The organism is Pseudomonas extremaustralis (genome assembly GCF_900102035.1).
In the GTDB taxonomy this organism is placed as follows: Bacteria; Pseudomonadota; Gammaproteobacteria; order Pseudomonadales; family Pseudomonadaceae; genus Aquipseudomonas; species Aquipseudomonas extremaustralis.
Window position 1 is genome coordinate 1,302,117 of record NZ_LT629689.1, and the last position, 12,700, is coordinate 1,314,816.

Genomic DNA, 12,700 nt, shown 5'->3' on the forward strand with positions numbered 1-12,700 from the left:
CCGTCATACCGTCACCTGGCAAGGTGCGTATCTTATGGAAGTTGCATGTGACCTCATTGTCTTGTCCAGCTTCACCCACCTGTCACCCTGATTCGTTTATGGTGCCTACAGCGTTACCTGCGAACAGAGCTGACGGTCTCCCCGCAAGGGGATAACACGCGACGCTTCCATCAATAACAAGCCCAAGCGGAGTACCACAGATGGCGTTCTTCACCGCAGCCAGCAAGGCCGATTTCCAGCATCAACTGCAAACGGCACTGGCGCAGCACATCAGTGAACAGGCACTGCCACAAGTGGCGCTGTTCGCTGAGCAATTCTTCGGCATCATTTCCCTGGACGAACTGACCCAGCGTCGCCTTTCCGACCTGGCCGGTTGCACCCTGTCGGCCTGGCGCCTGCTTGAGCGCTTCGATCACACCCAACCGCAAGTGCGGGTGTACAACCCCGATTACGAACGTCATGGCTGGCAGTCGACCCACACCGCCGTCGAAGTGCTGCACCACGACCTGCCCTTTTTGGTGGACTCGGTCCGCACCGAGCTGAACCGCCGTGGCTACAGCATCCACACCCTGCAGACCACCGTGCTCAGCGTGCGCCGTGGCAAGAAGGGCGAGCTGCTGGAAATCCTGCCAAAAGGCACCCAGGGCGAAGGCATCCAGCAAGAATCGCTGATGTACCTGGAGATCGACCGCTGCGCCAATGCCGCCGAACTGAACGTGCTGAGCAAGGAACTGGAGCAGGTACTGGGCGAAGTGCGCGTGGCCGTGGCCGATTTCGAGCCGATGAAGGCCAAGGTCCAGGAGCTGCTGAAAGGCATCGACGCCAGCCCGTTCGGCATCGACGGCGAAGAAAAAGCCGAGATCAAGAACTTCCTCGAATGGCTGGTGGGCAACCACTTCACCTTCCTGGGCTATGAAGAGTTCGTGGTCCGTGACGAGGCGGACGGCGGTCATATCGAATATGACGCCAACTCCTTCCTCGGTCTGACCAAGCTGCTGCGCGCCGGCCTCACCGCCGACGACCTGCGCATCGAAGACTACGCTGTGTCCTACCTGCGCGAGCCGACCGTGCTGTCGTTCGCCAAGGCTGCTCACCCGAGCCGCGTACACCGCCCGGCCTACCCGGACTACGTGTCGATCCGCCAGATCGACGCGGATGGCAAGGTGCTCAAGGAATGCCGCTTCATGGGCCTCTACACCTCCTCGGTGTACGGCGAAAGCGTGCGGGTCATCCCTTATATCCGCCGCAAGGTCGCGGAAATCGAACGCCGTTCGGGCTTCCAGCCCAAGGCGCACCTGGGCAAGGAACTGGCCCAGGTGGTCGAAGTGCTGCCGCGCGACGACCTGTTCCAGACCCCGGTCGATGAGTTGTTCAGCACGGTGATGTCGATCGTGCAGATCCAGGAACGCAACAAGATCCGCGTGTTCCTGCGCAAAGACCCATACGGTCGTTTCTGCTACTGCCTGGCCTACGTGCCGCGCGACGTCTATTCCACCGAAGTACGCCAGAAGATCCAGCAAGTGCTGATGGATCGCCTGAAGGCCTCGGACTGCGAGTTCTGGACCTTCTTCTCCGAATCCGTGCTGGCCCGCGTGCAACTGATTCTGCGGGTCGACCCGAAGAACCGCATCGACATCGACCCGCTGCAACTGGAAAAAGAAGTGGTGCAGGCCTGCCGCAGCTGGCAGGACGATTACTCCAGCCTGGTGGTGGAAAGCTTCGGCGAAGCCCACGGCACCAACGTGCTGGCGGACTTCCCGAAAGGCTTCCCGGCCGGCTACCGCGAGCGCTTTGCCGCGCATTCGGCGGTGGTCGACATGCAGCACCTGCTCAGCCTCACCGAAGCCAACCCGCTGGTGATGAGCTTCTACCAGCCGCTGGGCCAGGTCTCCGGCCAACGAGAGCTGCATTGCAAGCTCTACCATGCCGACACCCCGCTGGCGCTGTCCGACGTGCTGCCGATCCTGGAAAACCTCGGCCTGCGCGTGCTGGGTGAATTCCCGTATCGCCTGCGCCATGCCAACGGCCGCGAGTTCTGGATCCATGACTTCGCGTTCATCGCCGCCGAAGGCGTGAACCTGGATATCCAGCAGCTCAACGACACCCTGCAGGACGCCTTCGTGCACATCGTGCATGGCGACGCCGAGAACGATGCGTTCAACCGCCTGGTCCTCACCGCCGGCCTGCCTTGGCGCGACGTGGCGCTGCTGCGTGCCTACGCCCGTTACCTGAAACAGATCCGCCTGGGCTTCGACCTGGGTTACATCGCCAGCACCCTGAACAACCACACCGACATCGCCCGCGAGTTGACCCGGCTGTTCAAGACCCGCTTCTACCTGGCGCGCAAACTCACCGCCGACGACCTCGAAGATAAGCAGCAACGCCTGGAACAAGCGATCCTCAGCGCCCTGGACGACGTTCAGGTGCTCAACGAAGACCGCATCCTGCGTCGCTACCTGGACCTGATCAAGGCGACCCTGCGCACCAACTTCTACCAGACCGACGCCAACGGCCAGAACAAGTCGTACTTCAGCTTCAAGTTCGACCCACGGGCCATTCCCGAGCTGCCCAAGCCGGTGCCGAAGTTTGAAATCTTCGTCTACTCGCCGCGTGTCGAAGGCGTGCATCTGCGCTTTGGCAACGTGGCTCGCGGCGGCCTGCGCTGGTCCGACCGCGAAGAAGACTACCGCACCGAAGTGCTGGGCCTGGTAAAAGCCCAGCAAGTGAAGAACTCGGTGATCGTGCCGGTGGGTGCCAAGGGTGGCTTCCTGCCGCGTCGCCTGCCACTGGGCGGTAGCCGCGACGAGATCGCGGCCGAGGGCATCGCCTGCTACCGCATCTTCATTTCCGGGCTGCTGGACATCACCGACAACCTGAAAGACGGCGCCCTGGTGCCGCCGGTCAATGTCGTGCGCCATGACGGCGATGACCCGTACCTGGTGGTGGCGGCGGACAAGGGCACTGCGACCTTCTCCGACATCGCCAACGGTATCGCCATCGACTACGGCTTCTGGCTGGGCGATGCGTTCGCCTCCGGCGGTTCGGCCGGTTACGACCACAAGAAAATGGGTATCACCGCCAAGGGCGCGTGGGTCGGTGTGCAGCGTCACTTCCGTGAGCGCGGCATCAACGTGCAGGAAGACAGCATCACCGTGGTCGGCATCGGCGACATGGCCGGCGACGTGTTCGGTAACGGCCTGTTGATGTCCGACAAGCTGCAACTGGTCGCGGCCTTCAACCACTTGCATATCTTCATCGATCCGAACCCGAACCCGGCCACCAGCTTCGTCGAGCGCCAGCGCATGTTCGAGCTGCCGCGTTCGGCCTGGAGCGACTACGACACCAGCATCATGTCCGAAGGCGGCGGTATCTTCTCGCGCAGCGCGAAGAGCATTGCCATCTCGCCACAGATGAAAGAACGCTTCGACATCCAGGCCGACAAGCTGACCCCGACCGAACTGCTGAACGCGCTGCTCAAGGCGCCGGTGGACCTGTTGTGGAACGGCGGTATCGGCACTTACGTCAAGGCCAGCACCGAAAGCCATGCCGACGTGGGCGACAAGGCCAACGACGCGCTGCGCGTCAACGGCAACGAGCTGCGCTGCAAAGTGGTGGGTGAGGGCGGCAACCTGGGCATGACCCAGCTGGGCCGCGTGGAATTCGGCCTCAATGGCGGCGGTTCCAACACCGACTTCATCGACAACGCCGGCGGCGTGGACTGCTCCGACCACGAAGTGAACATCAAGATCCTGCTCAACGAAGTGGTGCAGGCCGGTGACATGACCGACAAGCAACGCAACCAGTTGCTGGCGAGCATGACCGACGAAGTCGGCAGCCTGGTGTTGGGCAACAACTACAAGCAGACCCAGGCCCTGTCCCTGGCCGCGCGCAAAGCCTACGAGCGCGCCGCCGAGTACAAGCGCCTGATGAGCGACCTGGAAAGTCGTGGCAAGCTGGATCGCGCCATCGAGTACCTGCCGACCGAGGAGCAGCTCACCGAGCGTGCGTCCACCGGCAAGGGCCTGACCCGTCCGGAGCTGTCGGTGTTGATCTCCTACAGCAAGATCGACCTCAAGGAAGCGCTGCTCAAGTCGCTGGTACCGGATGACGAGTACCTGACCCGCGACATGGAGACCGCGTTCCCTCCGAGCCTGGTGGCCAAGTTCGGCGAGGCGATGCGTCGCCACCGCCTCAAGCGTGAGATCGTCAGCACCCAGATCGCCAACGACCTGGTCAACCACATGGGCATCACCTTCGTGCAGCGGCTCAAAGAGTCGACCGGCATGAGCCCGGCGAACGTGGCCGGCGCCTACGTGATTGTGCGTGACATTTTCCATCTCCCGCACTGGTTCCGTCAGATCGAAGCCCTGGACCACCAGGTGTCCGCCGACGTGCAACTGGAGCTGATGGACGAGCTGATGCGCCTGGGCCGTCGCGCCACGCGCTGGTTCCTGCGCAGCCGTCGCAACGAGCAGGATGCCGGGCGTGACACCGCGCACTTCGGTCCGCACCTCGCTGCACTGGGCCTCAAGCTCGACGAACTGCTCGAAGGCCCGACCCGCGAAGGCTGGCAGACCCGCTACCAGGCCTACACCGAAGCCGGTGTACCGGAACTGTTGGCGCGCATGGTGGCAGGTACCACTCACCTGTACACCTTGCTGCCGATCATCGAAGCCGCCGACGTGACCGGGCATGACGCCGCCGAAGTGGCCAAGGCCTACTTCGCCGTCGGCAGCGCCCTGGACTTGCCATGGTACCTGCAGCAGATCAGCGATCTGCCGGTGGCCAACAACTGGCAGGCCGCGGCCCGCGAAGCCTTCCGCGATGACGTGGACTGGCAGCAACGGGCGATCACCATCTCGGTCCTGCAAATGGCCGATGCGCCACAAGACATGGAAGCCCGTGTGGCCCTGTGGCTCGAGCAGCATCAGGACATGGCCAATCGCTGGCGCTCGATGATGGTGGAAATTCGTGCGGCGGTTGGCACGGACTACGCCATGTATGCGGTGGCCAACCGTGAACTGCTGGACCTGGCGTTGAGCGGTCAGTCGGTGCTGCAATCGGCTTGATTTAGCGGGTAAACCACTGTGGGAGGGGGCGTGCTCCCGATAGCGCTGGGTCAGTCATGTAGACGTTGACTGATCCACTGCTATCGGGAGCAAGCCCCCTCCCACATTTTTTTGCCTGCCATCAGGCGCAGGGCACAGGAGATAAGGGATGGATAAACCAGGACTGATCAGCGATGACAGCGGGCAAACCCACTGCGCCTGGCGCACGGCTGCGCCGGAATACCCGCGTTACCACGACCACGAGTGGGGCGTGCCGGTGGCGGATGACGTCCAGTTGTACGAAAAGATCTGCCTGGAGGGCTTTCAGGCGGGCATGGCGTGGATCACCATCCTGCGCAAGCGCGAGCAGTTTCGGGCGGCGTTCGAGGGTTTCGATTTCCGTCGCGTGGCGCAGTATGGCGAGGCGGATATCCAGCGGTTGATGAGGGATGCGGGCATCGTACGTAATCGGGCGAAGATCGTTTCCGCCATCAACAATGCGCGCCGGGCCTGTGAGTTGGTGGATGAAACTGGTTCGCTGGCCCGCTGGTTATGGACATTCGAGCCCGGCGCCGAGGAACGCCCGACGGTGGTGGACATGGCCTACTGGACGGCCAATCCGACGTCACCAGCCTCGGTGCGACTGTCCAAGGCTTTGAAGAAACGCGGTTGGACCTACGTCGGCCCGACCACGATGTACGCGCTCATGCAGGCGACGGGCATGGTCAACGATCACCTGGAAGGCTGCGCCTGCCGGCCCCGCATCGAAGCGTTGCGCCGCCACTTCAAACGCCCCACCTGAAAGCGCTGCATTATCGTTGACGTTTTTCTCGGGCTAAAAGCCCACGACAACTGTAGGAGCGAGCTTCTTCGCGAAAAACCCGCAGGCGACACGGACCACCTGAAAGTGCTGCGTTATCGTTGAGGTTTTTCGCGGGCAAGCTCACTCTTACAGGGGGGTGTGTTGTTTGTGGGGTCAGGACAGGAAGCCGCCGTCCACATTCAGCGATACGCCGGTGGTATAGCTCGACGCATCGCTGGCCAGGTACAGCACCGCACCGGCCATTTCGCTCGGGTCGGCTACGCGTTTGAGCGGGATCTGGGCCAGGGCTGTTTTCAGGATCGCGTCGTTCTTGACCAGCGCCGAGGCGAACTTGGTGTCGGTCAGGCCGGGCAGCAGGGCGTTGCAGCGGATACCGAAGGCCGCGCACTCCTTGGCGAACACTTTGGTCATATTGATCACGGCGGCCTTGGTCACCGAGTAGATGCCCTGAAACACACCCGGCGAGATGCCGTTGATCGACGCGACGTTGATGATGCTGCCGCCGCCGTTTTCGCGCATCAGCTTGCCGGCTTCCACCGACATGAAGAAGTAGCCGCGAATGTTTACGTCGACGGTCTTCTGGAAGGCGCCGAGGTCGGTGTCCAGCACGTTGCAGAATTGCGGGTTGGTCGCGGCGTTGTTGACCAGAATATCCAGGCGCCCGAATTGTTCGCGGATGCCGGCGAACACTTGGGTGATCTGCTCCATTTCACCGATGTGGCAGGCAATCGCCGTGGCCTTGCCGCCGTCGGCGATGATCGCGTCGGCCACGTGCTGGCAGCCTTCGAGCTTGCGGCTGGAGACAATCACGTGGGCGCCTTGCTGGGCCAGCAACTTGGCGATGGCTTCGCCGATGCCACGGCTGGCGCCGGAAACAAAAGCAATCTTGCCGTCGAGGTCGAACAGGTGGGTCTTGGACATGGGGGATTCCTTGTTGTAGGCGATCAGAGCACGGATTTGCCGATGACGTTCAGGCTCATCTGCTCCAGCAGCTTGTTCATGTGGATGAACTGCGCAAAGCGTTTGTCCTGGGTCTGGCCATGGAAGAAGCGGTAGTAGATCTGCTGCACGATGCCGGCCAGGCGGAACAGGCCGTAGGTGTAGTAGAAGTCGAAATTGTCGATCTGGAGACCGGCGCGCTCGGCGTAGTAATCCACGAACTCGCGGCGCGTGAGCATGCCGGGGGCGTTGCTCGGCTGGCGGCGCATCAGTTGCACCGGCGCCGGGTCATTGGCTTCGATCCAGTAGGCGAGGGTGTTGCCCAGGTCCATCAGCGGATCGCCGAGGGTGGTCAGCTCCCAGTCCAGCACGCCGATGATCTGCATCGGGTTGTGCGGATCGAGGATCACGTTATCGAAGCGGTAGTCGTTGTGCACGATGCTCGACGTGGGGTGGTCGGCGGGCATTTTCTCGCTGAGCCAGGCGCGTACTGCCTCCCATTTGGGCGCATCGGGGGTCAGGGCTTTTTCGTAGCGGTCGCTCCAGCCGCGAATCTGCCGTTCGACATAGCCTTCGGGTTTGCCCAGGTCGGCCAGGCCGCAGGCGCTGTAGTCGACCTGGTGCAGTTCGACGAGCTTATCGATGAAGCTTTTGCACAGCGCTTCGGTCTTGGCCGCATCGAGGCCCAGTTCGGTCGGCAGGTCGGAACGCAGGATGATGCCCTTGACCCGTTCCATCACATAGAACTCGGTGCCGATCACCGAAGTGTCGGTGCAGTGCACATAGGCCTTGGGGCAATACGGAAAGCCGTCCTTGAGCTGGTTGAGGATGCGGAACTCGCGGCCCATGTCGTGGGCGGACTTGGCTTTGTGGCCATGGGGCGGGCGACGCAGGACGAATTCCTGGCCAGGGTATTCCAGCAGGTAGGTCAGGTTCGATGCGCCGCCGGGGAACTGGCTGATGGTGGGCGTGCCGCTCAGGCCCGGGATATGAGCCTTGAGGTAGGGATCGATCAGGCTGACATCAAGTTCTTCGCCTGGGTGAATCTGGGTCGATTGGTCGTTCAGCGCCATGCTTATCCCTTCTGCTTATTCTAAAGGCCTCGGACTATTTCCTAATCTAATGCGCGTAGCCGCCCAGCGACAAGGTCGGGGCGGCTTAATAGGTTAGCGTGTTGAAGGGTGATCAGCGTGCCTGATCGGTCATTTTTCGGGCGCTGGCAAGGCCACGGGCGTGAGTACCGGGCGGCCGGCGAAGTATTCCACCAGGTTGTCGGCCACCCGTTGCACGGTGTCGTGGGCCGCTTCCGGCGACAGGCCGGCGACATGGGAGGTGAGCACGGTATTGCTCAGGCGCTTGAGGGCGTCGGGCACCTGGGGCTCGTCGTCGAACACGTCCAGGGCCGCGCCGCCGATACGGCGTTGTTCAAGGGCGGTGACGAGGTCGGCGGTGACGATCACGCTGCCACGGCCGATGTTCACCAGGAAGCCGTTCGGGCCCAGGGCGTCCAGGGCATAACGATCGATCAGGTGGCGAGTCCCGGGGCCGCCGGGCGTGGCCAGGATCAGGAAGTCCGAGGTGCGCGCCAGTTCCACGGGCGATGCGCAATAGGTGTAGTCCACGTCATCGCGGGGCTGGCGGTTGTGGTAGCTCACTTGCATACCGAAGCCCAGGGCGGCCCGCGTGGCGATCTCCAGGCCGACCGCTCCCAGCCCGAGAATGCCCAGTTGTTTACCGCACAGGGAAGGGCGCATCACCTTGGGCCATTCGCCGCGCCTTACGGCCGCGTCTGTCTGGGGAATGCCGCGCACCAGCGACAGCAGCAGCGCCATGGCATGGTCTGCCACCGACGGCGCATTCACCCCGGCGCCGTTGGTGACCACAATCCCGCGGTTGCTCGCGGCCTGCAGGTCGACATGCTCGAAGCCAGCACCGATCACGCAGATGATTTCCAGCAATGGCAAGGCGGCGATTTCCTCGGCATACAAGCCCAGCGGGCCGCGGGTCAGGACCGCTTGAATCCGCCCGCCGTGGGCCTTGATCGCCTGACTGCGTTCGGCCGGGGTCGGCGCCAGGATGACGTGGAAGTCGTTGCTTTCGATGATCGACAGGTAGTCGTTGATGGTTTCAACCAGGACCAGCACGGTGACAGGCATGGGAAGGCTCTTCCAGAGGGGCTTTGATGGAAGAGAGTATGCACATTTTGCCAGATGTTTCGGCTATCCCCTGTTGAAAAAGCGTCGCGGCTGACGGCTCGCGACGCTGTTTGAAGAGGCTTAACCGATTCGCGCGTAGGGGATCAGGGTGGGCCTGGATTTGGGCGCCCGGTATTCGGTGCCATTGAAAGGGAAGCTGGGCGGCTCGGGTTGCTGTGGGGTCGGGGCGTTTTTCTGGTTGATTTGCGCCTCGATGTGTTGCGAAACGGTGTCCACCATCAGGCCGGTATTGAAGAAGGGGTTATGAAAGTTTGGCAGTATGAGACTCATTTCGGGTGCTCCTGGTACAAGGGATCGGTAGGGGGGCATCCCGTCATCCGGCTGGCAGCCGGTTTCGGTATGCGTCTTATGGGTGGCGCAGCCGTGGCAAGCGTTCCCACGCAAACAAGCCTTGCAATAAAAGCAGCGATGCCCAGTGGTCAGTGGCGACACCCTCCTGGCGCCGCATTCGTCAGCTAAGTCTTTGCTTATTCAAGAGAATCCCGGACAATCGCGCCCCTTCTAGGGTTGGGGCGCTGCCTGTCGGGTTTTTCTGACTCGCCCCGACCGTGCAAATGCGGAGATCCGACCGGATGAATGATCAGGCCAATAGCGTCGACGAACGCTATGCAACGACACCTGTAACCCTCACAAGCTGGAGCCGCCAGGACACCACTTGGATGCTCGGCCTGTTTGGCACCGCCATTGGCGCCGGGACCTTGTTCTTGCCGATCAACGCCGGCCTCGGAGGATTCTGGCCGTTGATGGTCCTGGCGGTGCTGGCGTTCCCGATGACGTTCTTTGCCCACCGTGGCCTGACCCGTTTTGTACTGTCCGGTCGGGAAGGTTCCGACATCACCGATGTGGTCGAAGAACATTTCGGCATCCGCGCCGGTGCACTGATCACCTTGCTGTACTTCTTCGCGATTTTCCCGATCCTGCTGATCTACAGCGTGGCGCTGACCAATACCGTCGGCAGCTTCATGGAGCACCAGTTGCACCTCCAGCCACCGCCACGGGCGATCCTGTCGTTCGTACTGATCCTTGGCCTGCTGGCCGTGGTGCGCTGCGGCGAGCAAGCCATCGTCAAGGCCATGAGCCTGATGGTGTATCCGTTTATCGTGGCGTTGCTGTTCCTGGCGGTGTACCTGGTGCCCCATTGGAATGGCGGGATTCTCAGCACCGCCAGCGAGGTGCCGGCACCTTCCGCGTTGCTCAATACGCTGTGGCTGGCGATTCCGGTGATGGTGTTCTCGTTCAACCATTCGCCGATCATCTCGGCCTTTGCGGTGGACCAGAAGCGCCAGTATGGGGTGAACGCCGATGAGCGCAGTTCGCAGATCCTGTCCCGCGCGCACCTGTTGATGGTGGTGATGGTGCTGTTCTTCGTATTCAGCTGTGTGTTGACGTTGTCGCCGGCGCAGTTGGCTGAAGCCAAGCAGCAGAACCTGTCGATCCTGTCGTACCTGGCCAACCACTTCAATAATCCGACCATCGCGTTTGCTGCGCCGTTGATCGCGTTCGTGGCGATCGCCAAGTCGTTCCTGGGCCACTACATCGGCGCCAGCGAAGGTCTCAAGGGCCTGGTGCTCAAAAGCGGGCGTCGCCCCACGCCAAAGGCGCTGGACCGCATGACTGCCGCCTTCATGCTGGTGGTGTGTTGGATCGTCGCCACGCTCAATCCCAGCATCCTGCGCATGATCGAGACCCTGGGCGGGCCGATCATTGCGTCGATCCTGTTCTTGATGCCGATGTACGCGATCCGCAAGGTGCCGGCCATGGCCAAGTACCGTGGGCAGGCGTCCAACGTGTTTGTCACGGCCGTGGGCCTGGTGGCGATTACCGCGCTGATTTATTCGTTGCTGTCCTGACAGCCGGATTCACACCCAAAGTCCGATTCGTGGATGCCGCGAGTCGGACTTTTTTGTGTCATGAAAACCTGATTGGGCTCAACCACAGCCAGGCAATGAGCGTTAAGCTGACGCACGTTATTTGTCAGGGTGAGTGGGGCCGATTGAACAGTCAAACCGATACGCCAGTTGTTGTGCCGCCTAATCGTTCCCAGGACTTGCTCGCCGGGTTATCCATTGCCGGGTTATTGCTGCCGGAGGCCGTGGCCTATTCCAGCATCGCCGCGCTGCCGCCCCAGGCTGGGGTCATTGCGTTGTTTGCCGGGCTGGTGTGTTACGGCCTGTTTGGCACCAGTCGTTTTGCCATTGTGTCGGCCACGTCGTCTTCGGCCGCCGTATTGGCTGCGGCCACGGCCAGCCTGGCCGGTGACGATCCGGCGTTGAGGCTGTCCCTGGCCTTCGGGCTGGTGCTGCTCATTGGTGTGTTCTTTCTGTTGGCCGGGCTGCTCAGGCTCGGTGGCGTGACCTCGTTTATCGCCAAACCGGTATTGCGCGGGTTTGCCTTCGGCCTGGCGCTGACCATCATCCTCAAGCAATTGGCCAGTGTGGTGGGCGTGCACCTGACCGATAACAACCTGATCCGCTTCCTGCCGCAGTTGCTGGAGCAACTGCCGCGCTGGAATTGGCCCGCTGCGGCGGTGGCGGCCGTGGCATTGATCGTCCTCTGGCTATGTGCCCGCGTTCCGCGCTTGCCCGGCGGGCTGGTGGTGATCGTGCTGGGCATTGCCGCTGGCCAGGGCCTGAACCTGCAAGCCCACGGCGTGGCGCTGATCGGCCTGATCGACTTGCGCCTGGAACTGGGGCATCTGCCGGTACTGCCGTTTGCCGACTGGCTGCGCCTGGGGGAATTGGCGTTTGCATTGGTCATGATTTTGTACGCAGAGTCTTACGGCTCCATCAGTTCCTTCGCCCTCAAGCATGGCGACCGCGTGTCATCCAACCGCGATTTGCTCGCGCTGGGGGCGGCCAACCTGGTGTCCGGGTTGTTCCACGGCATGCCGACGGGCGCCGGATACTCGGCGACTTCGGCCAACGAGGCAGCCGGTGCCTATTCGCGGTTGGCCGGGATCGTTGCGGCGTTGGTGATTCTGGTGATTGTGCTGACCGTGTTGCCGTATGTGGCGCTCACGCCGGAGCCAGTGCTGGCGGCGGTGGTCATCTATGCCCTGGCTCAAGGTCTGAGCTTGCAGCCCTTGGGGCGTTACTTCCTGTGGCGGCGCGACCGCTTGCTGGTGGTGTGTGCGGTCGCGGCCGTGCTGGTGCTCGGCGTGCTGGATGGTTTGCTGCTGTCGGTCGCGATGAGTGTGGTGTTGATGTTGCGCCAGATGTCGGCAGCGGATATCCAGGTGCTGGGGCGCCTAGGCGATAGTCATGACTTCGTGGACCGCCAGCACCATGGCGATGCGCAGCCCGTTCCGGGGACGTTGATCATCCGGCCGAGCGAAGCGCTGTTTTTCGCCAATGCCGAGCGCATCCTCGGCGCCGCCCTGCGCTTGATCCGTCACTCATCCGCACACACGGTGGTGTTGAGCATGGAAGAGTCCCCCGACCTTGACGGTACCAGCGTTGAAGCGCTGGCCGGATTCTTTGCCCAGGTGCGGGGAGAGGGCAAGCAACTGGTACTGGCGCGGGTGCGCCATGATGCCCATGAGGTGTTGCAGTCACTGCCCGAAGCTGCGGAGCCACAGGTGTTGCTCAGTGGTTTGAGTGTCGACGGTGCGGTGAAACTGGCGCTGCAGGGCAATTCCCAGGCATAAAAAAACGCCGCGTATCTTGCGATACGCG

Annotated in this window: 8 protein-coding genes; 4 read left to right on the forward strand and 4 right to left on the reverse strand. The window is 62.2% G+C overall.

Features of this window, described 5'->3' with window-relative positions:
• Window positions 1-200 precede the first annotated feature (200 nt).
• Both BLR63_RS06375 and BLR63_RS06380 read left to right on the forward strand, forming a co-directional pair.
• The gene (locus tag BLR63_RS06375) at window positions 201-5,069 is read left to right on the forward strand and encodes an NAD-glutamate dehydrogenase (RefSeq protein ID WP_010565510.1); all 4,869 of its coding nucleotides are present in this window, start codon (window positions 201-203) and stop codon (window positions 5,067-5,069) included.
• 148 nt (window positions 5,070-5,217) lie between these two features.
• Window positions 5,218-5,850, forward strand: coding sequence for a DNA-3-methyladenine glycosylase I (locus BLR63_RS06380; protein ID WP_010565509.1), 633 nt, complete (start codon window positions 5,218-5,220; stop codon window positions 5,848-5,850).
• Window positions 5,851-6,024: 174 nt separating this feature from the next.
• On the opposite strand, the gene BLR63_RS06385 is transcribed toward BLR63_RS06380, so the two are convergent.
• The 4 genes from BLR63_RS06385 to BLR63_RS06400 all read right to left on the reverse strand — a co-directional run bounded on the left by BLR63_RS06385 (window position 6,025) and on the right by BLR63_RS06400 (window position 9,296).
• Window positions 6,025-6,792, reverse strand: a complete 768-nt coding sequence (locus tag BLR63_RS06385; protein ID WP_010565508.1) for an SDR family oxidoreductase — start codon at window positions 6,790-6,792, stop codon at window positions 6,025-6,027.
• A gap of 23 nt (window positions 6,793-6,815) precedes the next feature.
• Window positions 6,816-7,883, reverse strand: coding sequence for a phosphotransferase family protein (locus tag BLR63_RS06390; protein WP_010565507.1), 1,068 nt, complete (start codon window positions 7,881-7,883; stop codon window positions 6,816-6,818).
• A gap of 129 nt (window positions 7,884-8,012) precedes the next feature.
• Window positions 8,013-8,966 (reverse strand): 2-hydroxyacid dehydrogenase, encoded by a 954-nt coding sequence (locus BLR63_RS06395; RefSeq protein WP_010565506.1) that lies wholly within the window; start codon window positions 8,964-8,966, stop codon window positions 8,013-8,015.
• Between the two features lie 120 nt (window positions 8,967-9,086).
• Complete coding sequence (locus BLR63_RS06400; protein WP_010565505.1) at window positions 9,087-9,296, reverse strand: hypothetical protein; 210 nt, start codon at window positions 9,294-9,296, stop codon at window positions 9,087-9,089.
• A gap of 302 nt (window positions 9,297-9,598) precedes the next feature.
• Between BLR63_RS06400 and BLR63_RS06405 the strand changes: the two genes are divergently transcribed.
• Together BLR63_RS06405 and BLR63_RS06410 are read left to right on the forward strand one after the other, a co-directional pair.
• Window positions 9,599-10,876 (forward strand): serine/threonine transporter, encoded by a 1,278-nt coding sequence (locus BLR63_RS06405; protein WP_010565504.1) that lies wholly within the window; start codon window positions 9,599-9,601, stop codon window positions 10,874-10,876.
• 143 nt (window positions 10,877-11,019) lie between these two features.
• Window positions 11,020-12,672 (forward strand): SulP family inorganic anion transporter, encoded by a 1,653-nt coding sequence (locus BLR63_RS06410; RefSeq protein ID WP_050901335.1) that lies wholly within the window; start codon window positions 11,020-11,022, stop codon window positions 12,670-12,672.
• The last annotated feature ends 28 nt before the right edge of the window (window positions 12,673-12,700 follow it).